We start from the raw sequence: 26,164 nt of genomic DNA on the forward strand, positions 1-26,164 counted from the left end.
CGAAGCGAAGCGAAGCGAAGCGACAGCAAAAGGGTTTTATCTGCGAAGCGAAGCGACAGCAAAAGGGTTTTATCTGCGAAGCGAAGCGACAGCAAAAGGGTTTTATCTGCGAAGCGAAGCGACAGCAAAAGGGTTTTATCTGCGAAGCGAAGCGACAGCAAAAGGGTTTTATCTGCGCGAAAGCGAAGCGGCAACGGCAACAGCACCGAAGTTGGTCACTTAGTCGTTGTCACAGGACGTGGCGTTCATAGACTGAGTTCCTCTATTTCAGCGGATGTTTGTACACCCGCTGAAAAGTAACTTAAACCCGCATTCGTTTCACCGCCTTTAGAGATGGGAGATTGCTGTACCTGTCGCTACGCTTTCGGTACACTAAACATTCGCTGAAAGAAGTTAAAAAAATCTGCTCATCATAAGTAAGCAGATTCTTTAAGAAAACAGATTTAGTATATATATCCTTTTGAAGTTAATATGTCTGTGAGCTGTTCTACGCATTCTTCGATAGAATGGAGTTCTGTGTCTAAAATAATTTCTGGATTTCCCGGTTCTTCATAGGGGGCACTAATCCCAGTAAAGTTTGGAATTTCCGCATTGCGTGCTTTTTTATAAAGCCCCTTCGGATCACGCATTTCACACGTTTCAACAGAACACTTCACATAAACCTCTATAAATTCCCCTGTTTCCACAAGCTCACGGACAACTTGACGATCTTCTCGGTAAGGTGAAATAAAAGCAGTTAGAACAATTTGTCCATTTTCCACAAAAAGCTTAGATACCTCTCCAATACGTCTGATATTTTCCTTTCGACCTGCTTCATCAAATCCTAAATCTTTATTTAAGCCATGGCGAACATTATCACCATCTAAGACAAATGCTTGATTGCCCCGTTCAAAGAGTCGGCGCGCAAAGGCATTCGCCACAGAAGATTTTCCTGATGCTGATAAACCAGTGAACCATAAAATAAAGCTTTGATGCTTGTTTTGTGTACGTCGCTCCTCTTTCGTAATGGACGCTTCATGCCAAACGATGTTTGAACTCACTTTAAAACCTCCTTACGCATCCCTTTAATTAGGACATCTACAACCTCTTTACGGCTAAATGTACTTGGAGGTACTTCGCCATTACGTAACATTTCACGAACCTTAGTACCCGATAAAATGACATGTGCTGAGCTATCATGAGAACAAGTTTTCGTCGTTGCCATCCCTTCACATATGTTGCAATAGAAGCTATGCTCAAATTTTAATGGAACAATTCCTAATTCATCTTCCGTAAATTGTTCAAAGATTTTTTGTGCATCGTATGTGCCATAGTAATCGCCAACACCTGCATGGTCACGCCCAACGATAAAGTGCGTACAGCCATAATTTTTTCGTACAAGTGCATGGAAAATAGCTTCCTTTGGTCCTGCATAACGCATTGCAGCTGGAAATACACCTAATTGCACGCGATTTTCAGGATAATAATTTTGTAGTAAAACTTCGTAACTTTCCATGCGAATTGCGGCTGAAACATCGTCTGACTTCGTTTCCCCAACTAGCGGATTTAAAAATAAACCATCAATTGTTTCAAGTGCAGCCTTTTGAATATATTCATGTGCTCGATGCACAGGATTCCGAGTTTGGAAGCCAACAATTGTTTTCCAACTCTTTTCAGCAAAAAGCTTTCGTGTTTCAAGCGGATCGAATGAATAGGCAGGAAAATTTTGCTCTAGACGTTTTACTAATGTAATTTTCCCCCCCACATAAATATTTGGACGTTCATGCAACTTTTTAACACCTGGATGCTGTAAATCCTCCGTGCCGTATATTAACAATGCCTCATTCCGTTTATTTGGCTCATAAATATCGGCAACTTCAATAACACCATAAACAGCATCACCGTATACTAGTTTTGCCTCATCACCAGGCTGCAATGTTGCCGCTACCTCCTTTGCTACAGGTAATGTAATCGGAATACTCCAAACCACGCCTGACGCTAAACGTGTATGTTCAACAACTGATTCATAATCTTCCTGTGTTAAAAAACCTTCAATTGGACTGTAACCACCGATAGCAATTAACTCTAGATCACTAAGTGCAATGGCATCAATCTCAATAACTTTATTTATATGCGTTACATCCTTGTCTGGATTAAAGACTTGCACTAATAGTCCACCATGTGGTTGTAAACTCATAAAAATCTCCTCCTAATTCCATTGAATTACTCAGTTTTATTTTTTAGTGTATTTGCATATTTTATTGATTTTTCGTCTTAGGCAAATTGAGGCTTCTGTGATTGATCCCTTCCTTTCAAAAGAATCAGCTTCTCCTCTGATTTGATCGGCTTTCCCCTCAACCAGGTATTTATATTCCTTCACCCGCATCGTATATTGAGCGTTCTTCTTCACGCATTGTTCGCATTAAGCTAATGACACCAAGCGTTCCAACAATAATACTGCCAATTAATACGATGGTATAGAAATCTTTCTCTAAGAATAGCTGAACTAAAAAATAGGAGATGACTAAAGAAAGGATTGGTGAGACAATCCAAATACGGATTATTTTTTTCACAATATGCTTATGAAAAATTTGTTTCCCGTTTTTGGCCATCCCCATTCCGATAATCGAAGAGGATGTTACTTGTGTTAACGGCACGGGAAGCCCAAAGATAGAGCTTATACTGACTAGTAGTGCACCTGTACACGATATTAGTATCCCTTCTGCTTTCTCAAAGCGCATAATTTTTTTCCCGTTTGTTTCAAGCACTCGTTTTCCAAGTAGCATTGCGCCAAGCGCCACAAATGCCCCACCAAGCAATATCCCTGTTGTTACACTCATCATTCCTGCACCAACGAGAGGTCCAACTGCATTTGCTACGTTATTCATCCCTGCTGAAAAGGCTTCGAAAAATCCAGCGAACACAAGGAGGATCGTTAATATTGAATGATCTTTTAACAAGCCCTTAACACGTAATTTATACAGCCACTTCCCAAAGAAAAATGCAATGACAAACGCCACAATTGGCACTATTACCCAAAACGATATGATGACAAGCAATGATTTAATATATAACACTTTGTAGGCAATCCCTACACCTACAACTGCTCCTACTGTCACTTCACTTGTTGATAATGGGATGCCTAAAAGATTGGCGAGAAATAGTGAGCTTGTCGCAGAAATCAAAATAATAATGACAATCTTTACTGTAATGTACTCCTTTGGCATTATGCCGGAGCTGATTGTTTTTACTACCTCTCCACCACCAAGAACTGCCCCCAAAAAAACACCTACTGAGCAAATGAGCAATGCTTGCCAAGCTTTTTTGATGGCACCTGCTCCGTAAGCAACTCCCATTGAGGCTGCCGCTCCACTAGCACCTATATTCATCGCAAAAAATAAACTAATCGCTATTGCTACATATTCAAGCATGGCAAAACTCCTTTACTCATGTAATCCACACTCAGTTTTACCAGACCCCTGCCACCTACCTGAACGCAAATCATCCATTGTAAATGCTGGTTTTGTACAATGCTCGCAGCCAATGCTTGGATAGCCTTTATCATGCAATGGATTGTACGGCAAATCATGCTTTGAGACATAACGCCAGACATCCTTCCATGTCCAATGAATGAGTGGACAAATTTTAATAGACTGAAATTTATCGTCACAATTGATAAAGTTCGTATTTTGTCGGGTTGGTGATTGTTCACGTCGTAAGCCTGATATCCAAGCCTTTGCGCCCGTTAACGCTTCATGTAACGGAACAATCTTGCGAATTTCGCAACATTTATTTGGATTAGACTTCCACAATTCATCACCGAATTCAGTTGCTTGTTGTTCGAGTGTAAGTGCTGGTTTTTGTATAATAATGTTCAGCTGTGGATATTTTTCTTTTACTTTTTCAATCGTTTCATATGTTTCCTTAAAATGAACATCTGTATCTAAAAAGATAATCGTAGCATTAGGCTTCACCTTTGAAATAAGGTCAATCAAGACCATTCCCTCAATCCCAAAGCTACATGCATAGACGATATCCTCACCATATTCAGCATAACTCCACTGTAAAACCTCTAGTGCAGCCTTATACGTTTCGTCTACCTGAAAATTCAATGTTGGCTCATGCCAAGTTGCATATGTTAGCATATAATCCTCCTCATAACGAAAAAGAGGCGTTCTAACGAAAGACATATATACATGTCTTTGTTAAAACGCCTCTAGTTTGACTAGCCAGCTCATTATTTAATGATTGTTCACTGGTATTGGCTACCTCGTTCTACAATCATTTTTTCTTATTACCCAATATATACTAAAGTACACCTAGTAGTCAACTAGGTTTTTTGCAAAAATTCATTCCAATGGGATTATAATGAGTAGCCTGGAACAGAAATCACCCTTTTTAAAGCCCCGAGCATTCACAACTAGTACCTTGATCATTTTGTTTTTCAACACTATAAGCCATGTAGCATAGACATTTGCTACACGGCTATTATTTTATTTATGATGAAAATCTCGTCCGTCGTACACGGCTGTAACATAACCCGCACGAATAACAAAATCACCGAAATGCTCGCCCTCTAGACGTTCCTTCGCATAGCGAAGAAGGATTGGACGAAGCTCCGCTAATATCTCCTCTTCATCTATATTTTCACGATAAATTTTATTGAGACGATTACCAGTAAAGCTTGCTCCTAAATACATATTATAATTCCCTGGACCTTTACCGATAAAGCCAATTTCAGCCATTGCTGCACGAGAGCAACCATTCGGACAGCCTGACATGCGAATAACGATTTCAGTATCGTTTAAGCCTGCTTCATCAATGATTGTATCAATTTTTGTAATAAGAGAAGGCAGGTAACGCTCCGCTTCTGCCATGGCTAAACCGCATGTCGGTAATGATACGCAAGCAATCGAATTACGGCGCAAAGCAGAATAGTGTGCACCATCTGTAAGGTTATATTGCTCAATAATAGCAGCGATTTCTTTCTTCTTTTGCGGCGTTACATTACTAATCATTAAATTTTGGTTTGGCGTTAAGCGGAAATCACCCGTATGCATCTTCGCAATTTCACGTAATCCTGTTAAAAGCTCATAATTTTCAAAGTCCTTAATACGACCATTTTGAATAAATAATGTATAATGCCATTGACCTTTTACACCTTTAATCCAGCCAAACTCATCACTCGTGCGATTAAAAGTAAATGGACGAGCCTCTTGAATATCCCAGCCTAGACGACGTGTTAATTCTTCGTTAAACCATTCAAGTCCTCTTGCATCAATTGTATATTTAAAACGTGCATTTTTACGAACCGAACGATTCCCATAATCACGCTGAATCGTAATAATTTTCTCCGCTGTTTCCAGTAGTTTATCAGGTGTGATAAAGCCTATTATACGAGCAAGCTGTGGGTATGTTTCATGATCGCCATGTGTCATGCCCATCCCTCCGCCAACTGCTACATTAAAACCTATTAGCTTATCCTCCTCGACAATTGCAATTAACCCTATATCTTGTGAGAATACGTCCACATCATTACTTGGCGGAATAGCAATACCAATTTTAAATTTACGTGGCAAATATTGCGCACCGTATATAGGTTCAATTTCTTCATCTTGAGTGTCAACTACCTTTTCACCATCTAGCCATAGTTCATGGTAAGCCCTTGTTCTAGGTAGTAAATGCTCACTTAATTTGGCAGACCAATTATAGATTTCCTCATGTAATGCGGATTGGTTAGGATTCACATTACACATCACATTACGATTGACATCTCCGCAGGCTGCAAGAGAATCTAATAACACCTCATTAATTTCCTGCATATATTTTTTAACATTCCATTTTAAAATACCGTGCACTTGGAATGCCTGACGTGTCGTTAATTTTAAGGAGCCGTTACCATACTTTCTCGCCAATTCATCCATTACAAGCCATTGTGCTGGAGTAGCTGCTCCGCCCGGTGTACGTACACGCACCATAAATTGATAGGCAGGCTCAAGCTTTTGACGCTGGCGTTCATTACGAAGATCGCGATCGTCTTGTAAATAACTACCATGGAACTTCATTAGACGATTATCATCCTCTGGAATACCCGAACTTAATGGATTGTTCATCGTACGCTCTAATGTTCCGCGTAGATAATTACTGTCGCTTTTAATACGTTCTACATCACTCGGCTTCCCTGGTTGTGGAGGTAGAATAATTTTCCCTGTCATTTGTTATCGCTCCTTTAATCAATTATGCCTCGGCATAATTGTAGCTGTCGCTTTGCTTTCGCTACATAAAACAATTGCCGAAAGCAGTTAATAAACGTCACGTTGATAGCGTTTCTGCTGTTTTAGCTCTTGGACAAAGGCTTTAGCTTCCTCTGGCGTTTTTTGTCCCTGTTGTTCAATAACGCGAAGTATTGTTGCATCAACATCAGCAGCCATCGATTTTTCATCGCCACAGACATAAATGACAGCTCCTTGCTCTAGCCATTCATAAAAGGCCACAGCATTTTCCTCAATTTTATGTTGAACATATATTTTTCTATCTGTATCACGTGAAAAGGCGACATGCATTTGACTGAGCGTGCCTGAAGTAAGCCAACTCTGCCAATCCGTTTGATAAAGGAAGTCTGTGACAAAATGTTGATCACCCAAAATTAGCCACGCTTTTCCTTCGACGCCTAATTCCTCACGCTCCTCCAAAAATGCACGATACGGAGCTACACCTGTGCCAGCACCAATCATAATAATCGGTGTGTCCTCATGCTCTGGTAATCTAAAGTTCGGATTTTTATGAACATATATCGGTAGTGTATCTCCAATTTGAATACGTTCCGCTACACTGCCGGAGCAAACACCAAGACGTTGTCGTCCATTCGTCTCATAGCTTACTTTCCCAATTGTTAAATGTACTTCTTCACTATTTGCCTTTTGACTACTAGCAATGGAATATAGACGTGCTGGAATTTTACGTAGTAAATCTACAAATTGCTGCGCATCCCATATAAATGGTGCAAAGTCTTGCACAACGTCAAGTAAATCTCTTCCTTTTGCATAGTCCTTCCAGGAATTAGAGTCTTCAAGTAACTTTGTAAATTGCTGATGAACCGTATAGGCACTAATTTTTTGTAACAACGGCTTTGACAGCACTGTAATTTCTAATTTTTTTTGTAATGCATCTTTTAATGGTAGCGTTTCTTCGAAGACGGTTACATCCGTTTGTGGATCAAACTGTAACGCTGTGATTAAAGCATCCACTAGCTTTGCATCATTATCTGGTTGAATACCGATACTATCTCCTGGTTCGAAGTGGAAACTTGCACCTTCGATGGATAATTCAATATGGCGTGTTTCTTTATTTGATCCGCGGCCGTTTAAATTAATGTTTTCAAGTACTTCTGCATAAAACGGATTTTTACGAGAATATGTAGTGTCTCCATGTGCTGTCTGATATTGTGTAGTCGATGTAGCAGCTATATCGGTCTGTTGCAACAACTCCTGCTGAACAGCAGAAAACCATTGTGCTGCCGTGTCATCATAATCTACATCACAATCTGTGCGAGGTACGATTGTAGTTGCCCCTAATTTTGCAAACTGCTCATCAAAGTCCTTTCCCGTTTTACAGAAAAACTCGTAAGAACTATCTCCTAATGCTAGTACAGAATAATGAAGATGCTCTAACTTAGGAGCACGCTTACTATGCAAAAAATCGTAGAACTGTATCGCTTGATCAGGCGGATCCCCTTCCCCATGTGTGCTAACAATAAGTAAAAGATTCGTTACCTTTTTTAAATTATTTGGTTTAAACGTTGCTAGCGATGAAATAGTTACGTCGACATCGTTATCTTTCAAGGCTGAGGCATATTTTTCAGCTAACCCCTGGCTATTGCCTGTTTGTGAACCATATAAAATCGTCACTGTCTTGGTGCTTGCTTTTACTATCGGCGTTGCTTTTTCGACAACAGAATCAATAGTTGCTAGTGGAGCACTTAAATAGCCGCTTAACCACACCCTCTGTTCTCCTGTCAGTTTAGGAAGCAGCTCATTTAACAGCTTTACCTGCTCCTCATTAAATGGACTATTCACTACTTGCAGTTTCAATCTTGCCACCTCACGTATTCGTATCATTTTCTACTCTTGATAATTTGTCTGACAAAAACGTTATTATCGAAGTCGGATTTTTTCCTTCTTTTCAATTTGGACAACATAGAAATTTTGCACAATCAATGTAATTGATCCGTGGTTCACAGTATTTAAAATTTGGCGAACATTATCTAATGCTAAATTTACATTTTCATTTCTTTTATCTATCATTACAAAACACCTTCCTCGGTAAATTTTAACAATCGATAAATACGTTCCACTAAAACTTTCCTTACATTGTCGTCATAGCCTAAACTTTCACATAAAATAATGTTCTTATTCTCATAATCTTGTAATCGTTTTGTTATACGTTGACGCAAAATCCCAGTAAACAACAGATACGGCACTATAAATACTTGATTGTCCTTATTTTCTTGTTGTAACCACTCTTCAAACGTAGGACCCATTCCATATAAAAAACATGTGTCTACAGCTTTATAAGCATATTTGTCACGTAATCTAGTTGCAATTTTATCTAAATCGCTCTTTACTGCAGGATCACTACTCCCACGACCTATAAGTAAAACACTTGCATCGTTAGTAGGGCACCTTGCTTCTAAAATTCTAGTCTGTAATGTATCAATTAATAATTCATGGACACCAAGTGGTTCACCGTATGTAAATCGCACTTGTGGATGCTGTTTTTTTGCTTGATCAATTTCTTTTGGAATATCGTGCTTTGCATGCTGAGCGGCAAGCAATAAAATAGGCACGATAGCTATAGCTGTAGCCCCTTGGTTAATACAGCTTGCTATACCTTCAGCAATTGTCGGCGTCGCGAGTTCTAAAAAACTAATTTTTTGAATCGGTATATTAATCTCCTGTTGTACACTCTTTAGAAAGGTTACGGCTTGCTCTACTCCTGCCTTCACTCTACTTCCATGAGCGATATATAAAATAGCTTGCATACCCCCACATCCTTACACAGAAATTTCTGTTAACTGTGGCTGTGGAATGTTTTGTTCGAACCATTGAATTGTTTCCCTCAAAGTCACAACTTTCCCTACTACAATTACGCTTGGATTTTGAATGTTTTCTCGTTGCACTAGTTCTTCAATATTAGCTAAAGTACCTGTGACTGTTTTTTGTTGAGAAAATGTACCCCAATGAATGAGCGCTATTGGTGTTTCTTGATCACGCCCATACTTAAGTAGCTGCTGACGGATATAAGGAAGGTTACCGACCCCCATATAAATAGCAATCGTATCAATCCCTTTTGCTAGACTTTCCCATTGGATAGCATCATCCTTGCCCTCTCTCATATGGCCAGTAACCACTGCAAAACTTGAGCTTAAGTCACGATGTGTAACAGGAATCCCTGCATAGGCAGGAGCTGCTATCCCTGAAGTAATGCCAGGCACAATTTCAAATGGAATATTATGCTGAGCTAGCACCTCTGCTTCCTCAGCCCCCCTTCCAAACACGAAGGGGTCGCCTCCCTTTAATCTCGTTACAATCAATCCTTGCTGTGCATAGCTGACAAGTGATTGATTAATTTGCTCTTGAATCATGGCGTGCTGCTGAGGTAGCTTACCGCAAAAGATGAGCTTAGCCTCTTGTTTAGCATAGGATAGTAGTGTCTTATTAATGAGTCTGTCATACAGAATGACATCTGCACATTCGATACACCGCAATCCTTTTACTGTGATAAGATCCACATCGCCAGGACCAGCACCCACTATAAAAACTTTCCCCATTCGATTTCACTCCCTCTCGTCAGATAAAAAAAAGACTCCAATTATTCATAGGCAGAGCAATGCCTGTAAATAATAAGAGCCTCTAGTTTGCTAGTCAGCTATGTATTTAATTCTTAGTAATATAATAAGAATAATAAATAATGTTGTATATTCTGTCAACATTTTATTTCTTTTAATGTAACCTATTAAAGAAAAAACCAGGTGTCACTTGCTGACATCTGGTTTTTTTGAGATCTAATAGAATCTACGATGCCCTCCAAACGGTGGACCTGGTCGGAAAAACGGTGGACCCGGACGGTAAAACGGTGGATATGGTCGATAAAACGGCGGATAAAATGGAGATGGGCCAAACTGTGATCCAAGAAAACTTCCTAAAAATCCTCCCAAAAACGGCCCACCAATTGGCCAAAAGCCACCTCCTGGATAACCTCCGAAGAATGTCATTAAGCTTCCTCCCTTTTTTACTCTATCGTATGTAGGGGGATGCATATATCACATGTCCATTGCCTATTCTATTTTTCTTCTCCTAAACGTTGCACGAAGTTTGCTAGAGTACGTACCATTACACCTGTACCACCTTTTGGGCCTAGGTCATGTACAGCAATCGCATCTGATGTTCCTGCAATATCTAAGTGAATCCAAGGTGTATCACCAACAAACTCACCAACAAAGCCTCCACCAAAAATCATGTGTCCATCACGACCAGGAGAATTATTTAAATCAGCGACGTCTGATTTACGAATTCGTTTTTTATCATTTTCTGTTAAAGGCATGCGCCACACAAATTCATCAGTTTCCTGTGCAGCTTCCATGAAAGTAGCAAAGAATTCATCGTCATTAGAAAGTGCACCTGTTTTATCCATACCAAGTGCTGTAATTACTCCTCCTGTTAACGTTGCAACATCGATTAGAGAAGTAGCTCCTTGTTGCTTAGCATATGTAGTAGCATCTGCTAATACTAAACGTCCTTCTGCATCGGTATTTAAAACTTCTACTGTCTTACCACTATATGTTGTGATGACATCATCTGGCTTAAATGCTGTGTCAGATACCATATTATCGGTAGAGCCAATAACTGCTAAGACATTTTTGTTAGGACGTAATTCACCGATGATTTTCATGGCACCTAGCACAGCTGCAGCACCGCCCATATCACCCTTCATGCCTACCATTGAATCTTTTGGCTTTAAGGAATAGCCACCTGTATCATACGTAACCCCTTTGCCGACAAGGCCAATTGGATCGTCAAAATCTTCAGTCGCTTTATATTTTAAAGTTATTAAACGAGGTTCTTCATGGGAGCCTTGATTGACACATAGAATACCCCCCATACCAAGCTCCTCTATTTGTGCTTTATCTAAAATTTCCACTTCAAAATCGTACTCGATTGCAAGGGACTCTGCATAATTAGCTAAGTCTGTCGCTGTCAGTAAGTTTGGTGGTAAATTAATTAAGCTACGTGCTTCATTTACTGCATTTGCATAAATAGCACCCACCTCAAAGCTTGCCACCACTTCATCTAAATCATTAGCAGTAGTCACAAGGTGAACAGCGTCAATGCGTTTATCTACTTCATTTGATGTTGTTTTGTAATGAGGAATTGAATAATAACCAAGACCTGTTCCTTCACCAGCTAAAAAGGCAACATCTGTTACAGTAATCGACTCTGTCGTAAACGACTCAAGCCAAATGGAATATTCCTTAACCTTTAAAGCTCTTAGTTCCTTGCCAAGCAATCCAAATGCTGCACGAATATCGCCTTCTGTTAAATTTTTACGCTCATCTAAACCAACAAATAAAATACGTTTAAGATTTGTATGGTCTTTCAGGAATGGCAATTTCGTCATTTTTTTTAGTTCAGTAGAAACATCCCCTGTACTAATCCACGCGTCCAGGGATTCCCCGTAAAATGATGAAAAGCTTGCCCAATCCTGCATTTGCTCACGATGTTTAGTGACTCCTACTACTAACACCTCAGTAGAAATCGTTTCAAATGTTTTTGCTTCTTTTACAATATGCATGTAAATTCCTCCATTCAATTCTATTATACCTAAGTTTCAGAAAACGCGTAATATTTGGCTTTTAGAAAATAATGAATGTTATAATAAATGTAATTATAAGTGAAGGTTGTGATGATTATGAGTTTACTTCAAAATACCCCTTTACTCGTTGCCCTTTTTGCAGTTCTCTTTGCACAGTTTGTTAAAATCCCTATTCATTTTTTAATGACAAGAAAGATTAACTGGGGATTATTTACTTCCACCGGGGGAATGCCTAGTTCACACTCCGCTTCCGTAACAGGACTAACAACCTCTATTGCCTATGAAACAGGATTAGATTCCCCAATTTTTGCTGTAGCCGCTATGTTTTCATTTATCGTTATGTATGATGCGAGTGGTGTACGCTATCAGGCAGGTCAACATGCAGCTGTATTAAATCAACTGCGTAAGGACTTTCAAACATTGCTTCATGATTTAAAAAAATGGCCACAGATGGATGGGCAAGAAAAAATGGAAGAGCTAAAAACATTGCTAGGCCATAAACGGAGCGAGGTATTATTCGGGGCATTAACTGGCATTTTTATCGCCATCATCACATACCAGTTTATTTTGTGAAAACAGACACATCCTCATATCGAGGCTGTGTTTTTTTATTTATCGGAACAATTTTGAGATTTATCGGAAACATTTGTGATTTTATCGGAACAATTTTGAAATTTATCGGAAACATTTCACGTTTTATCGGAAGTTTTTCTAGTTTTATCGGAAACATTCAAAAAAAAAAAAAAAAATCAGTATTCTTCTCTCCTCCGAAAGAAAAATACTGAAAGAAGTTAAAACATTCGATAACCACTTTTACGCAAATAAATCATGACAATTCCCGCAACAATTGAACCGGCAAAGCCACCAGATAAGATTGCAATATCTACTAAATGCAGTGCTTGCAACTTATCTAAAAGTGCTGGAAATGCAGAACCTGGCTTAAAAATATAATCTAAAAAGCTTACATCATCGACAATAAAGATGACAACAATTGGATACACTATTGCCATTAACCATGTCATTCGCAGAAGCATATTCAATAAAAATCCAATACCAAAGAACATGACAAAAAATAACAAAATTGAAATGATTAACTGTACTAATGAAACTGGACCATCCATGTATGTATAACCTCCGTTTTCCTCTCATTAGTTTACATGATTACTACAACGCTTTCAATGAACATATCCTTGATTTCGCTTGTTCGTCATATTTATGGTGTGGTTGATTTCCGTTTCGACTGGGCGCTTTCCTGGGGCGTCCGAGAGCCGCTTGGGGCAACAAATGTTTTGTGCGCGAAAGCGTAGCGTCAGCAAAAGAGCTTTATCTGCGCGAAAGCGAGGCGGCAACAGTACGATGTTGGTCACGAAGGCGTTATCACAGAACATGATGGTTTTAGCCTTCGTTCCCCTATGTGCTCGCTGCAGCGTCTCATCTGTGACGCAGTCGGAACGAAAATCAACTGATTCACATGACATACCTTTTAACAGAATGACATCCAACTTTTGAGTTTTATCGGAACACCTTTACGTTTTATCACCCAACTTTTGAGTTTTATCTACTAACTTTCACGTTTTATCTACTAACTTTTAAATTTTATCTACTAACTTTCACGTTTTATCACCCAACTTTTGAATTTTATCGACATTCAACTTATAGATGAACCATAATTAAGAAATTAAAAAACTATTGAAAACTAGTATACGACTAATTTTCAATAGTTTCTCGCTTTTCACTATGAAGCTGTTTGTGATAATAAAAACCTCGGTGACTTCCAAAGCTCTGCCCATTTTTTAAAGGCGGCTATCACAATTATCAAGCCTAAAATTAACATAATAACGGACAATACACCATTTAACATATTGTAACCGGCAGCCGCTGTATTCCAATAAACATTTTTAATCATCCAAAGGCCCGCTACATTTACAGTGACATATAAATAGGCTAATGGGATAAAACATGTTAAAGCGTAGATTCGCTTATCTGCAACTTTTAAGACCATTGTTACACCACATACTAAACCGATTGTCGCCATCAACTGATTCGAAACGCCAAATAATACCCAAATCGAACTGATATCTCCTGAATACAATAAATAGCCCCACATAAAGCATGCCAGTGCACTTGCAAAGATTGTACCTGGAAGCCAATTTGTTTGCTTCAGCGGCTTGTAGACATTGCCGCCAAAATCTTGAATTAAATAGCGCGCTACACGTGTCCCAGCATCAATTGCAGTTAAAATAAAGACCGCTTCAAACATGATAACGAATTGATAGAAGTAAGAAGACAGTTCAGCAAACCAAGGAATCCCCGTGAAAATATCAGTCATCCCAACTGCTAGAGTTACAGCTCCACCTGTACGTCCTTCTAAATCCATCCCAATACTTTCGGCTAATGCATGTAAATGAACCGGCTCCATTCCTAATGTAGCAAAGACTGCTGGAGCTGAATTAATCGCAAAATAATCTGCAGGATGAAGGGCCGTTGCTGCGATTAAAGCCATTACCCCTACTAAAGATTCTACAAGCATAGCCCCGAAACCAACGATGCGAATATCTTCCCAACGATCAATCATTTTCGGCGTTGTCCCAGAGCCAACAAACGCATGGAAGCCGGAAATAGCTCCACAAGCAATTGTAATGGAGACGAATGGCCATACTGGACCAGCAATTACTGGACCACCACCATGAATAAACTCTGTAATTGGTGGGAATTGAATGATTGGGTTCACGAAAAAGACCCCAATGATTAACGCAATAAATACGCCAATTTTCATGAAACTACTTAAATAATCACGCGGCGCTAATAAGAGCCAAACAGGTAATGCCGCCGCAAAGAATGCATAGATAGGTAGAATAATAGCTAAAGTATTACGGTCAAACGTTAAAAAATCACCAAATGCTGTTCCTTGAATCATCGGTCCAATAAATACACCGACCATTAACAAAATAAAGCCAACTGTTGACGTAACAATTAAATTTCCCGTTTTACGATAAGCAATACCAACAAGCATCGCTATTGGAATAGTAATCCCTACCGCAAAAGTTCCCCATGGATTTCGCTCCAACGCACCAAGGACAACCATCGATAGCCCGGCCATTGTAATTGTAATAATGAAAAGCATCGCAAGGCCTGTACAGAATCCTGCAACAGGTCCTAACTCCTTCTTCATAACCTCTGATAACGATTTTCCTCCATGGCGCATAGAAGCGAATAACACTACAGCATCATGTACTGCACCACCGATTACCGCACCAATTAACAACCAAAGGAGCCCTGGCAAATATCCAAATTGTGCAGCTAAAATAGGTCCAACTAACGGTCCTGCTGCTGCAATCGCTGCAAAATGATGCCCAAATGTTACCCATTTATTCGTCGGAACATAGTCTTTACCATCCTCCATAGCGTGCGCTGGGGTGGGCGTATCATCTTTTATCTTAAGTACCTTCTTTGTGAAAAATATGCCATACAAACGATAGCTAATCATCAGTACACAAATGGAACCTATTACAATTGTAATAGCATTCATGTTATCACTCCTTTTACGTTTTCCACATCATAGCAAATGAATTAAACAATTATTCGTAAAATTCACCGAAATGTCAGAATTTTAAGTTGAAAGGGTGTTTTCTACTGTTGAAATGCAGTTATTTTGATAGCTGAAATATCTTGCGCACATCTTTCATATAAAGCCTGCTGACAGGTATCGAATGCCTATTATGCAAAATCAAATTGTATTTAGAGCTACTCCAAGGCTCCAGTTCTTCAATATGTTCTAAATTGACGATAAATGCCCGATGGACACGCACAAAACCTTTTAAAGCAAGTTTATTCTCCAAAGCAGCTAACGACTCTGAGGCAAAATATTTCCCTTTCTCAGTGACAACAATCGTCTTACTATCTTCAGATGTACAATATAAAATTTCCTGTATATTAATAAGCAAGATTCGATCATTTATATAAACTGTTAATTTATCAAGCTTGTCCAATTGTAAATGCTTTATTTTCTCCATCGTTTTAGCCTGCGTTGCTCTTCTTTTCGCCCCTAGCTTTTCAACTGCACTTTGTACACGCTCTGGCTCGAATGGTTTTAAAATATAATCAAAGGCGTTTACTTCGAATGCCTGTAATGCATACTCATCATAAGCAGTAGCAAAAATAATTTCAGGTTTAAGTATGCTTTGTTGCAGCTGTTTTGCTAATTCAAGGCCATTATTTACCCCTAGCTGAATATCTAAAAACACACAATCAATCTGCTCAAACTGTGGGTCCTGCAGTAGGTCCTCCAGATCCTCCGATTCTCCAATGATCTGGACTAACTTTGTTTGCTCCAATAAATAGCGCAATTCAGCCCTTGCTAACGGTTCATCATCTACTATATAGACATTTAACATAGTTCTACTCCCATCTTGTGGCTTTTAAAGGCAGCTGAATCATAATTTTCGTGCCAACATCCAACGTACTTGAAATGTGAAAATCCGCCTCAGTTCCATAAATTTCATGAATACGCTGATAAATATTCCATAAAGCTGTCCCTGTCCCTTGCTCGGATTGCATGATCGTTTTGCCAAGCTGTTTAACCTGCTCTTTTCTCATCCCACAGCCATTATCCTCTGTTAACAGCAATAGCTTATTATTAATTCGTTGCACCTTTACGTCAATTTTGCCTTCCTTACGATTTTTAAAGGCATGATAAATGGCATTTTCAACAAGTGGCTGTAAGGTAAATGGGGGGATTTGTACGTCAAAAAGTGATTCATCTAAGTGAAATTGCACATCATAGCGGTTCGGAAACCTTGTTTGTTCAATCGACAAATAAGCCTCCACATGGTCAATTTCATTTTTTAACGGAATTAGCATTTGACGAGCTCCTTGCAAATTACTCCTAAAAAACGTACTAAGCTTTATCAATAATGCTCTAGCCTCATCAGCATCCGTTCGAATCAAACTTGAAATAGTATTGAGACTGTTAAAAAAGAAATGCGGATGAACCTGTGCTTGTAGCGCTTTAATTTCGGCATCCTTCAATAGCTTTCTTTGCTGCTCAATTTCAGCATATTCAAGCTGCGAGGAAAATAGTCGACTGAGGCCCTCAGCAAGCTCCTTTTTGGCCCCAGTTAATGAAGAAACATTGATAAAATATAGCTTTAAGGTACCTACCGTTTTATGCTGTACTTTTAAAGGTAAGACAATCGCAGCACTTAACGGACAATATTCATGTGGACAGCTGATTTCTTTTGCTGACGTCGCTGTAATAATGCGTCCTTCTACTAATACCCGTTTCGTTAAAGCCGTCATTATTTCTTGATGAATGACATGATGGTCCTCGCCTACTCCTACATGTGCTAAAATCCCATTTGTATCCGTAATCGCGACAGCATCAACTTCAATCTCTCTTTTAATAATTTCCGCAACCGTTCGGCAGGATTCTTCATTTAACCCTTTACGAAAATGTTCAATTGTTTGTTGGGCAATAGAAAAGGCTTGGTGTGTTTGTAATGCTTTTGTGCGCTCTTCCTCATCAATAAAAGTTTTGATAATAATGAAAAATATCAAAATCCCAAAGGCATTCATAAAAATCATCGGTAGCGCTATTAAAGAAACTAATTGCAAAGCTTGTTCAAATGGTTTTGCCACTAGTAAAATAACAATCATTTGTAAAGTCTCTGCACAAATTCCGATGATAACAGCTTTTTTATAAGAGAAGGTTTGACGTATTTTTAATTGCTTACTTAAACTACCAGTAATGAATCCTGCTAGTATTGTCGAAACACCACAGGCAACCGCTGTAAAACCGCCAAGGGTAATACGATGAATCCCTGCAATAACCCCTACGCTAACACCAACAAGTGGCCCACCAAAAATACCAGCAATCGCTACGCCAATTAGCCTCGTATTCGCGATAGCTTCCTCTGCATTTATAGTGCTATGTATCATTTGATTTAAAGGATTGATAGACCCACTTTCGATCTTTATCCCTGTATAGCTGCTCACTATACTTAAAGCACTAAAAATAATAATAAGCCAAACCTTTTCCTTAACCCCTTGATCTTGAAATAATACTCCCCGAAAGAGCCGCCATCTTGACATTAAAAAGGCAAACACAATGATTAGCCCAACTCGCTCTAGCATAAACAAAAATAGCTCCATCATAGGTCCCCTCCTCTGTCACTTTATTTTTTAAAGAACAATTTATAAGAGGAATAGCCAAAAACATCTCCTGGATTAATGCCTTCAATCCCCTCTAATTGGTGCTTTTCAAATTGGTTGGATGCCATTTCCTTTAACATCACTGATGTCATTTCATCCTGAGCGAGCTCCGTTGGATACATCCATTTCGCTTCTAATAATTCATATTCCTGAATGCAAATCTTCTGCTGCTCATCCTTTATCCGACAATAAAATATCGCCATATTATCACTAATGTCACTACGAATCACACCTGTTCGAAATCCAATTAAGCCTGACACGTAGCAATCGATACCCGTTTCTTCTTTCAATTCACGAACAACAGCTTCATCTACTGTTTCGCCAGCATTGACAAAACCAGCCGGCAATGACCATCTTCCCTTTAATCCGCTATACGCTTTTTTGACAACTAGCCATTGTCCTAACTCGTTGACAGTAACTCCCGCAACACCTAACCAAACTTTTCCTCTATCTTTTTTCATCATCGTCTTCACCTCTATATCACTATTATAACGGTCAATTTTCCATATATAGAAGTATTAATTCAGAATTTTATGGTTACTCCGCACTCCCAATCATAAAATACCCACGTACGCCTACTTTTGTAAATATGTTACACTGATAAAAATACAGAATATTCACTTTTAAATAGAAGGAGGAGATTTTATGTTAAACGAATTATCACCTAGTACAAAGTTTTTTATTTTTGCGATAGTGTTGCTTTTACTATCACCCATCATTGTTTTCATGTTGCCATTTACGATTTCCCAAACGTTTTATTTTAGTAGAGATAATATCGTGCTGATCACTCCAACAGACAACTTCTTTATGCTTTTCCTAGCAATTGCACTACTTATTTTAACGTTGATCGTGCTTGGATTTAAAAGAAATAAATACACTTATCTAATTACGCTTTTAGTAATCGTTAGCAGTCTAGTTTTAGGCTATTTTTCTGTTTTAAGTTATACCGCTATACAGAATAAACAAATTGTTTTCAAAGATTTCCATCATCAAACTTCATATGAATGGCAGGACATTAAGGAAGTCATTTATGAGTATGAAATAGGTACAGTAGGCACTTATTATTTCCAAACGAAACATAACGAAAAGTTTGTCATTGAAGAAGACGGACAATTTGGTGCGGAGGAGAAAAGTGCCATTTATAATTTAGCAAATGAAAATGGCGCTACATTTTTAGAACGTGAGAAGGTAAAGTAACGATTATCAATTATGCCTCGACATAATTGCGTCCAGAATCGGCTTTGTGCTTGTCCACCCACTGTAAATCCGCCTTCATCCTATAGTGGTGGGACACTTCTGTACCTGACGCTTTGCTTTCGCTACCAAAACACCTGCTGAAAGAAGTTAAAAAAAAGCCACTTTCGACTAGGACGAAAGTGTCTTGTAAAATATTTCTATATAGCTTACATGAAAAGATAGTACCCTACCTTTTCATGTAAGCTATATTTTTCATAACTAAACAACGAATACTTACGCGTCCAGCTGCTCGATATCCCAATCAAGCTTTAATATATTTTTTAATCTGATGACCTGATCTTCTCCAATTGTATTGACCAGTTGTTTTTCTATTTCTGCTTTACAATATTGATTTTTTTCAAAGCAATCTTCACCAAATTCAGTCATACGAATAGCTTTATGTTTTTTACTATGTTCAACACTCGTAACTGTCACCAACCCTTTAACTTCCAAACTCTTTATTATTTTATGGGTTGCTTGTCTTGAAAATTTAACATTTTTAGCTACATCTGAAATCGTAAGTTGTTTTTTATAAATCATCCCTAGAATATACCATTCTGAATTTGAAATATAAATATCGTTATGCTTATTCCACTTCTCTTCAGCTAGTCTTCGAAGTAGTTCGTGACGTTCGCTCAACAAATCAATGACATCTCGATTCTGCAATTCGTCCTTCAACTATTTCACCTTCATTTCATATTTTTCGTTATTAATATACAAAAAACAGCACCAATCGTCAACTAAGTTGACAAAAACCTTATAATTGCTTACAATAAATTTAGTCAACTTAGTTGACAATATAGTTTGTTGGAGGGGATATACATGTACAACGTTGGCGATGTAGTCATTTACTCATCACATGGACTTTGTTCTATTGAAGATATTTGCGAACAAACCTTTAACGACATTACTAAATCTTATTACGTGTTACAACCACTAAATGAACCACAATTAATCATTCGTACCCCTATTGACAATTCCAAAAAACAGCTTAGAGATATTATTAAAGAAGAAGAAGCCCTCAGTATTTTACATTCATTCACATCACCTGGTGTGGAATGGATTGAACAAAATACACATCGAATGAGATTTCATTTAGAAATCATTAAATCTGGCAATCGCCAAAAACAAGCCAAGCTTTTAAACACATTGTTACGAAAAAAGCTCGAATATAAGACCAATGAAAAAAAATTCCCTAACCAGGAAGAAAAATTATTGCAATCATTACAAGATACTATCTTTTCAGAGTTTTCCATAGCTCTTAATAAACCATCCGATGAAATTTATGATTATGTTTTAACACAACTTCACTAGTTGTAAATTGTCGGTACATGAATAAGGCCACGCTAAAAAATAATCGTGGCCTTATTCTTAGTTAAAAAGAGATATAAAAAGGTTCTGCTCCATAGTTTAAGCAAAGTAATAGTTCCTGTTTAAAATCTTCATTTTCTATTAATAACAATGCCTCCTCAACATCAAAAAAACCGACCTCTAAACTTTCACAGCTCGTTTGTAACTTACCACCAATAGGAGTTCCTAACCACCACATATTACAAATACTATTTTTTATTTCTTGCGAAACACCACAAAATTTGATAATTTCGATTTCAATTCCAGTTTCCTCTTTTACTTCCCTAATAGCTGTATCTTTAAATGTTTCATTTTTTTCTACACGGCCACCTGGTAACTCCCATCCTCTAATGGGATCTTTTTTTAAAAGTATTTGATCTTGTTTATTTAAAATAACAGCACCTGATGTAACAGTAAATTTGCAAATGTTTGATCAACACCTTTTCATTTAATTTTAGTAAGGGCATTTTTTATTGTGTTATAGCATTTTTACCAATTATCTAACAATACGTATTAATGATTCATTCGGATCAGATTCTGGTCAATCATATCGCCTGCTATAAGTGAAATATGGACAAGCGTGTTCAAGCCCTCTCACGTTCAGTCATCATGGCTCAAAAGAAATAACAAATCTATACAGCGCTTTACAAATGGTATATATTGTTAATAAAGATTTATTCCACATAAAAGGAGGGAACTAATTCGAACACACATAAAATTTTAGTTCTGTACAACACTCTCACACGCATAGAGAAATGAACAGATCGATAATCGTTCATCTCGTTCACGTTGAGAGCTGTATAATATTCTAATGGAAACAAGGTTCAACATATATAGCTCGATTATCGTTATGCCCTGTAGTAACAGTCAATCCCATTGGTTGCACATGTATCATATTCTACATAAAGCGTTAAATCTCTATGTTACGATTTCAATAGATTTAATTTTCAGTTGTTTAAAAAATAGTGGGAGGTAGTAATTTGATTATATTTGCGTTTATTAACGTTTACTGCATGCCTATACTCGGAATCATTTTTTGTTTAAATCTTGTCAGCATTTTAACTAAAATTAAGAAGGATGAAAAGACAACAAAGAATACATTTTGGCTTACACTATCATTCGTTCTAATAATTTGGTCTATATCTATGGGAACTTTAATGAGATAAGACGAAATTGCCAACTTTTCAACAAGCGAAAACTCAAACGAGTTTGTGGTTAGGATATTTCTTTTCCATTGCCAACAGCCTTACGTTTCTTCTTTTTTAAAACCATACAAAAAAGCCTCCTCAATTTGTTATGTTTTCGCAACATACAAATCAAAAAGGCTTGGTATCTACAATCCTACATGCATCACTTTTGGGTTGTGAGCGCACACATTTTAAGGATTGCGTACACATCAATTTCTAGTGTTGTTTACAACCCTACTTCAACACTTAGACAATTTATTTTTAATCACAAATCTCAGGCGTACCTTCACGTTTCGCCGTTTTGAAAGACGTGCCACAGCCGCATGATGCGATGGCATTTGGATTATCGATTGTGAAGCCTCCGCCCATTAGTGATTGCTTATAATCAATTTTTGTCCCCATTATAATCGGCGCATCTTCACGGGAAACAAGAATTGTTAAACCATGTTGTATATCTTCAAAATCATCTTCTTTTTTCTCTTTATCAAAATGCATACCGTATGATAGGCCACTGCATCCGCCACCATTAACAACTACACGTAAAAACGAACCTCGCTCTTCATTGTGCTCCATCATTTCATTAATATGAAAGACGGCCGCTTCAGTAACTTCAATTACTTGCTTACTTGTCATCCCAATCACCTTCCTTCTTACTTATTATCATATCAATTTTGACTATTGTATGACAAACATTCAGCTCCGATAGGATTTTGGTTCATTACTAATAGTTAAGGATGACATTTGTTAGAACGTATGCTATGTAGTTAATTGGAGTGGCGGCTAGCGACTCCTCGGGCTTACCCGATCACTTTTCAGGGATACCTGATCACTTCCGGGTATCGGGACGCCACGCCACCAGGAAAACGCCTAGTCGGAATGGAAATCAACCCACCAATATAGTGATGAAACAGCTTTTTAGTAAAAATTCTAATATTTTTCACATTTTTAGTATTTTTTATCCATGTTTATAAAATTCACATTGGTATAATAGTTGTAATAAGTCGATGAAAGAGGTATAAAATATGGAGATTTCACCTTATTACGAAAAAAAAATTCAATGCCATAATTGCAAAAAAGAATTTCCAACATTAAAAGTACGCTCTAAATTCATTAAAGTAGATCATACAGAAACAGATTTTCATCCTATTTATGCAGACGGTGTAAATGCACTTTATTATAATGTATTTGTTTGTGAGCATTGCGGATTTTCATTTACAGAAGACTTTTCAAAATATTTCGCCCCTGGCACGCAAGATGAAATTCGCACGCAAATTACTGAAAAATGGGTGCACCATGATTTTAAGGGTGAACGTACTGTATTCCAAGCAATACAAGCTTATAAATTAGCATTCCTTTGCGGTACAATTAAAAAAGAAAAATTTGTCGCTATAGCTGGGCTTACGTTACGTCTTGCATGGCTATATCGTTCACTAAAAAACGAAGGCCAAGAGCAACGTTTTATGACAATGGCCCGAGATTACTATATGGATTCTTATTCAACTGAGGATTACAGTTCAACGCAAATGTCAGATATTCGAATTATGTATATGATTGCTGAACTTTCACGACGTATCGGTGATTTAGAAAATGCTACACGCTTCTTTTCAAAGGTCATTGAAAAGCAAAGTATAGGTGGAGAAGCAAAAATCATTGATATGGCTAAGGAACAATGGGCTATTATTCGAGAAGAAAAAGAACACGCTCGACAAATGTAAGAAAAAAAGTTCTAGTCTGAATGAATCAGCTAGAACTTTTTTTAGTCATTAGAATACTTGCTCCACTTCAATAATACCTGGTACTTCTTCTAATAATGCGCGTTCGATACCGGCTTTAAGTGTAATCGTTGAACTTGGGCAACTACCACATGCACCTAATAAACGTAATTTTACAATGCCGTCTTCTACATCTACTAATTCACAGTCTCCACCGTCACGTAGTAAGAATGGGCGTAATTTATCTAATACCTCTTGAACTTGATCGTTAATTGTTACTTCTGCCATTTTGTCTCGACTCCTTTCCTTATAATGATTATAATGTTAGCAACAGAAAAAATCCAATATAGAATCACGAGGAGTGGAAATGGAATGGGACAAACGAAACCAATGATCGAAATTTACGGAACAGCGGTAATCTGCGCAAGTTGTGTCAATGCGCCATCTTCAAAGGATACATATGAGTGGCTACAAGCAGCCATAGATCGAAAATATCCAAACCAAGGATATGATATTCGCTATATCGATATTGAAGGACCAATTGAGAATGAGCGCGATCAAGACTATGCTACACGCATTCAAGACGATGAATTTTTTTATCCGCTTGTTCTTATAAATGATGAAGTAGTGGGCGAAGGCTATGTGCAATTAAAGCCTGTATTTACCGCACTTGAAAATTTAGGATTCGTACCTGACGAAACCGTTTAACTTATTTCAGCGGATGTCACGGAATCGGAAAGGAGTTCTTAAAGGATGTTAGCCTACAATCATCGCATCCATGCGATAACGGCTAACAGACCTGCATCGGTAAAACCCCACGTCCTGTGGCATTACCGAAATGACCGACATCGTGTCGGCCTCGTGCAGGCCTAAGTACAAAGCCGATTCCGGACGCAATTATGCCGAGGCATAATTGATAGAAAAACTTAGGGATTGCTTCAAATTTTGAAGCAATCCCTTTTTATAAGACTAATTAATCATTTTGACGTTTGTAGTACCATAATAATCCTGATTTCATCAAGCGTGCGATACGTCCTGTTACAGTTGTATCTGCTAAATAAACAAAGCCTTGTTTTTTACCAAGAGCTCCCATGAACCCTTTTAATTTAATATCAGGCATTTTCTCAGGTAAGTTTTCGCCTTTCCAACGCATGCGAAGTACTTTGACGATTTGTTCTGCTTGCTCCTCTGCTAACTGCGCAGTTGGAGGTAAGTCTGATGCAGCACAGTCACCTACAACATATACATGCTCATCATCAAGAAGATTGAAATATTGTGTTACAATCGGACGCCCTTGTTTATCTTTCTCAACTTCTAAATCGCGAACAATTTTGACAGGCTGTACACCAGCAGTCCAAACTACAGAATCGAGTGCAATTTCTTCTTCGTGATTGTAAATTTTACCTTCATCAATTTTTGTAATATTTGAATTGGCAATGACTTCGACATTATGTTTTACAAACCAGTCTTTTACATATTTACTTAGCTTTTCTGGGAAGTCCTTCAAAATACGAGGACCACGGTCGAATAGCTTTATTTTCAAATCTGATCGGCTTTCACGTAACTCACTTGCAAGCTCAATACCACTTAAGCCAGCTCCTACAATTCCGACTGTAGAGCCTGCTGGTAAACCACAAAGTGCTTGGAATGTTGAACGTGATTTCGCCATTGTCTGAATGCTATATGTGTACTCCTCTGCACCTGGTACACCATGATACTTATCCTCACAGCCAAGACCAATTACTAAATCATCATATTCAATACGTTGTCCATCTTCTAGAATGACTACTTTTTCCGTACGATTAATTTCAACAACTTCTCCGTATACAGCCGATAAACGTTCATGCTCTGGGAAGCTTACACGAATTTCTTTATCTGTTGCAGTCCCTGCTGCTAATGCGTAAAATTCTGTTTTTAAACTATGGAAAGGGGCTCTGTCTACTAGCACGATTTCTGTGTCTAATGGAACGTTTGGTAATAATCGAAGCATAAGACGCATATTGCCGTAGCCGCCACCTAAAAGTACTAATTTTCCCATAATAGTCTCCTTTTATATCTCTTATATTAATTGTTCACAAAGTATCCACAAATGAGTATAACCGATTGTGAGAAGTTTCACAATATCAGAATGCAATTTTGTGAAAGATTTCACAAAATGAATGATAACTCGCTTTTTTCGAACGATTTTTGAATCACTCGAACTTCGATAAATTGTCGCTATTGTCCGAATTTTCCTTAAATACAGTTTTCTTCTCTTCACTTTTGTAAAGTAGTTGCGCCCAACTTTACCACTTAGTATCTGCTTTTATCTCATGATCAACTCAAAACATTGACGAATGTTTTAAAAGCGAGTAGCATTACTTTGGTGAGGTGACATATATGAATCCAATGGTTGAATTTTGTATAAGTAATTTGGCAAATGGCTCTCAAAAAACTTATGAAATACTAGAGCGTGATCCGAACATTGATGTTTTAGAATATGGCTGCCTTAGTTACTGTACAAAATGTTCAGAATCATTTTATGCAATCGTCAATGGTGAACTAGTCGAGGCTGATTCTCCTGAAGAGTTGACGAAAGCCATTTATCAATTTATCGAAGAAAATCCGTTATGGTAATGA

The 26,164-nt window shown here is 38.0% G+C and carries 28 protein-coding genes; 7 read left to right on the forward strand and 21 right to left on the reverse strand.

Annotated elements, in window-relative coordinates; genetic code table 11:
- The coding region (locus AC1DCY_RS04840) for a hypothetical protein (RefSeq protein ID WP_477347949.1) at positions 1 to 223 on the forward strand (223 nt) is incomplete at its 5' end.
- Between the two features lie 220 nt (positions 224 to 443).
- On the opposite strand, the gene cysC is transcribed toward AC1DCY_RS04840, so the two are convergent.
- From cysC to AC1DCY_RS04895, 11 genes are all read right to left on the reverse strand, one after another.
- On the reverse strand, positions 444 to 1,040 hold the full coding sequence (gene cysC, locus AC1DCY_RS04845; RefSeq protein ID WP_477347950.1) for an adenylyl-sulfate kinase: 597 nt from the start codon (positions 1,038 to 1,040) through the stop codon (positions 444 to 446).
- On the reverse strand, positions 1,037 to 2,176 hold the full coding sequence (gene sat, locus AC1DCY_RS04850) for a sulfate adenylyltransferase (protein WP_477347952.1): 1,140 nt from the start codon (positions 2,174 to 2,176) through the stop codon (positions 1,037 to 1,039). The genes cysC and sat overlap by 4 nt, the downstream gene beginning before the upstream one ends.
- A gap of 169 nt (positions 2,177 to 2,345) precedes the next feature.
- On the reverse strand, positions 2,346 to 3,410 hold the full coding sequence (locus AC1DCY_RS04855) for an inorganic phosphate transporter (protein WP_477347954.1): 1,065 nt from the start codon (positions 3,408 to 3,410) through the stop codon (positions 2,346 to 2,348).
- 12 nt (positions 3,411 to 3,422) lie between these two features.
- Positions 3,423 to 4,124 carry a phosphoadenylyl-sulfate reductase gene (locus AC1DCY_RS04860; protein WP_477347956.1) on the reverse strand — a complete coding sequence of 234 codons (702 nt, stop codon included), beginning with the start codon at positions 4,122 to 4,124 and terminating at the stop codon, positions 3,423 to 3,425.
- Between the two features lie 348 nt (positions 4,125 to 4,472).
- Positions 4,473 to 6,194, reverse strand: a complete 1,722-nt coding sequence (cysI, locus tag AC1DCY_RS04865; protein ID WP_477347958.1) for an assimilatory sulfite reductase (NADPH) hemoprotein subunit — start codon at positions 6,192 to 6,194, stop codon at positions 4,473 to 4,475.
- An 87-nt stretch (positions 6,195 to 6,281) separates the two neighbouring features.
- Positions 6,282 to 8,069 (reverse strand): assimilatory sulfite reductase (NADPH) flavoprotein subunit, encoded by a 1,788-nt coding sequence (locus tag AC1DCY_RS04870; RefSeq protein WP_477347960.1) that lies wholly within the window; start codon positions 8,067 to 8,069, stop codon positions 6,282 to 6,284.
- A gap of 63 nt (positions 8,070 to 8,132) precedes the next feature.
- Positions 8,133 to 8,282 carry a YezD family protein gene (locus tag AC1DCY_RS04875; protein ID WP_477347962.1) on the reverse strand — a complete coding sequence of 50 codons (150 nt, stop codon included), beginning with the start codon at positions 8,280 to 8,282 and terminating at the stop codon, positions 8,133 to 8,135.
- A complete protein-coding gene (locus AC1DCY_RS04880; RefSeq protein ID WP_477347964.1) occupies positions 8,282 to 9,019 on the reverse strand; it encodes a sirohydrochlorin chelatase in 738 nt (245 codons plus the stop codon). Before AC1DCY_RS04880 ends, AC1DCY_RS04875 begins: the two co-directional genes overlap by 1 nt.
- 12 nt (positions 9,020 to 9,031) lie before the next feature.
- Complete coding sequence (cobA, locus tag AC1DCY_RS04885) at positions 9,032 to 9,808, reverse strand: uroporphyrinogen-III C-methyltransferase (RefSeq protein WP_477347967.1); 777 nt, start codon at positions 9,806 to 9,808, stop codon at positions 9,032 to 9,034.
- 234 nt (positions 9,809 to 10,042) lie between these two features.
- A complete protein-coding gene (locus tag AC1DCY_RS04890) occupies positions 10,043 to 10,252 on the reverse strand; it encodes a uroporphyrin-III methyltransferase (protein ID WP_477347969.1) in 210 nt (69 codons plus the stop codon).
- A gap of 68 nt (positions 10,253 to 10,320) precedes the next feature.
- Positions 10,321 to 11,829, reverse strand: a complete 1,509-nt coding sequence (locus AC1DCY_RS04895; RefSeq protein WP_477347971.1) for a leucyl aminopeptidase — start codon at positions 11,827 to 11,829, stop codon at positions 10,321 to 10,323.
- Positions 11,830 to 11,940: 111 nt separating this feature from the next.
- Between AC1DCY_RS04895 and AC1DCY_RS04900 the strand changes: the two genes are divergently transcribed.
- A complete protein-coding gene (locus AC1DCY_RS04900; RefSeq protein ID WP_477347973.1) occupies positions 11,941 to 12,423 on the forward strand; it encodes a divergent PAP2 family protein in 483 nt (160 codons plus the stop codon).
- Positions 12,424 to 12,641: 218 nt separating this feature from the next.
- Here AC1DCY_RS04900 and AC1DCY_RS04905 read toward each other — a convergent pair whose 3' ends face one another.
- From AC1DCY_RS04905 to AC1DCY_RS04925, 5 genes are all read right to left on the reverse strand, one after another.
- Positions 12,642 to 12,971, reverse strand: a complete 330-nt coding sequence (locus AC1DCY_RS04905) for a YuiB family protein (protein ID WP_477347975.1) — start codon at positions 12,969 to 12,971, stop codon at positions 12,642 to 12,644.
- A 614-nt stretch (positions 12,972 to 13,585) separates the two neighbouring features.
- Entirely contained in the window at positions 13,586 to 15,379 is a 1,794-nt protein-coding gene (locus AC1DCY_RS04910; RefSeq protein ID WP_477347977.1) for a carbon starvation CstA family protein, read from the reverse strand.
- A 118-nt stretch (positions 15,380 to 15,497) separates the two neighbouring features.
- The gene (locus AC1DCY_RS04915) at positions 15,498 to 16,244 is read right to left on the reverse strand and encodes a LytR/AlgR family response regulator transcription factor (protein WP_477347979.1); all 747 of its coding nucleotides are present in this window, start codon (positions 16,242 to 16,244) and stop codon (positions 15,498 to 15,500) included.
- Between the two features lie 4 nt (positions 16,245 to 16,248).
- Positions 16,249 to 18,000, reverse strand: a complete 1,752-nt coding sequence (locus tag AC1DCY_RS04920) for a LytS/YhcK type 5TM receptor domain-containing protein (RefSeq protein ID WP_477348201.1) — start codon at positions 17,998 to 18,000, stop codon at positions 16,249 to 16,251.
- A 23-nt stretch (positions 18,001 to 18,023) separates the two neighbouring features.
- On the reverse strand, positions 18,024 to 18,521 hold the full coding sequence (locus tag AC1DCY_RS04925) for an NUDIX hydrolase (RefSeq protein WP_477347981.1): 498 nt from the start codon (positions 18,519 to 18,521) through the stop codon (positions 18,024 to 18,026).
- 184 nt (positions 18,522 to 18,705) lie between these two features.
- On the opposite strand from AC1DCY_RS04925, the gene AC1DCY_RS04930 reads away from it, so the two are divergent.
- Positions 18,706 to 19,257, forward strand: a complete 552-nt coding sequence (locus tag AC1DCY_RS04930; protein WP_477347983.1) for a hypothetical protein — start codon at positions 18,706 to 18,708, stop codon at positions 19,255 to 19,257.
- Positions 19,258 to 19,530: 273 nt separating this feature from the next.
- On the opposite strand, the gene AC1DCY_RS04935 is transcribed toward AC1DCY_RS04930, so the two are convergent.
- A complete protein-coding gene (locus AC1DCY_RS04935; RefSeq protein WP_477347985.1) occupies positions 19,531 to 19,974 on the reverse strand; it encodes a MarR family winged helix-turn-helix transcriptional regulator in 444 nt (147 codons plus the stop codon).
- 144 nt (positions 19,975 to 20,118) lie between these two features.
- Between AC1DCY_RS04935 and AC1DCY_RS04940 the strand changes: the two genes are divergently transcribed.
- Positions 20,119 to 20,610 carry a CarD family transcriptional regulator gene (locus tag AC1DCY_RS04940; protein ID WP_477347987.1) on the forward strand — a complete coding sequence of 164 codons (492 nt, stop codon included), beginning with the start codon at positions 20,119 to 20,121 and terminating at the stop codon, positions 20,608 to 20,610.
- A 61-nt stretch (positions 20,611 to 20,671) separates the two neighbouring features.
- Here the strand turns inward: AC1DCY_RS04940 and AC1DCY_RS04945 are convergent, their stop codons facing one another.
- Both AC1DCY_RS04945 and AC1DCY_RS04950 read right to left on the reverse strand, forming a co-directional pair.
- Positions 20,672 to 21,073 carry an NUDIX hydrolase gene (locus AC1DCY_RS04945; RefSeq protein WP_477348203.1) on the reverse strand — a complete coding sequence of 134 codons (402 nt, stop codon included), beginning with the start codon at positions 21,071 to 21,073 and terminating at the stop codon, positions 20,672 to 20,674.
- A gap of 1,021 nt (positions 21,074 to 22,094) precedes the next feature.
- Positions 22,095 to 22,466 (reverse strand): HesB/IscA family protein, encoded by a 372-nt coding sequence (locus AC1DCY_RS04950; protein ID WP_477347989.1) that lies wholly within the window; start codon positions 22,464 to 22,466, stop codon positions 22,095 to 22,097.
- A gap of 389 nt (positions 22,467 to 22,855) precedes the next feature.
- Here AC1DCY_RS04950 and AC1DCY_RS04955 point away from each other — a divergent pair, with 389 nt between their 5' ends.
- Positions 22,856 to 23,548 (forward strand): DUF2225 domain-containing protein, encoded by a 693-nt coding sequence (locus AC1DCY_RS04955; protein WP_477347991.1) that lies wholly within the window; start codon positions 22,856 to 22,858, stop codon positions 23,546 to 23,548.
- Between the two features lie 48 nt (positions 23,549 to 23,596).
- Here the strand turns inward: AC1DCY_RS04955 and AC1DCY_RS04960 are convergent, their stop codons facing one another.
- The gene (locus AC1DCY_RS04960; protein ID WP_400727666.1) at positions 23,597 to 23,833 is read right to left on the reverse strand and encodes a NifU family protein; all 237 of its coding nucleotides are present in this window, start codon (positions 23,831 to 23,833) and stop codon (positions 23,597 to 23,599) included.
- An 84-nt stretch (positions 23,834 to 23,917) separates the two neighbouring features.
- Between AC1DCY_RS04960 and AC1DCY_RS04965 the strand changes: the two genes are divergently transcribed.
- Positions 23,918 to 24,253 carry a YuzD family protein gene (locus tag AC1DCY_RS04965; protein ID WP_477347993.1) on the forward strand — a complete coding sequence of 112 codons (336 nt, stop codon included), beginning with the start codon at positions 23,918 to 23,920 and terminating at the stop codon, positions 24,251 to 24,253.
- 265 nt (positions 24,254 to 24,518) lie between these two features.
- Here the strand turns inward: AC1DCY_RS04965 and AC1DCY_RS04970 are convergent, their stop codons facing one another.
- Positions 24,519 to 25,583: an NAD(P)/FAD-dependent oxidoreductase gene (locus AC1DCY_RS04970; protein WP_477347995.1), complete on the reverse strand. Its 1,065-nt coding sequence runs from the start codon at positions 25,581 to 25,583 to the stop codon at positions 24,519 to 24,521.
- Between the two features lie 341 nt (positions 25,584 to 25,924).
- Between AC1DCY_RS04970 and AC1DCY_RS04975 the strand changes: the two genes are divergently transcribed.
- Complete coding sequence (locus AC1DCY_RS04975) at positions 25,925 to 26,161, forward strand: YuzB family protein (protein WP_285398312.1); 237 nt, start codon at positions 25,925 to 25,927, stop codon at positions 26,159 to 26,161.
- Positions 26,162 to 26,164 lie beyond the last annotated feature (3 nt).

It is taken from the genome of Lysinibacillus sp. 10T31 (assembly GCF_056394365.1).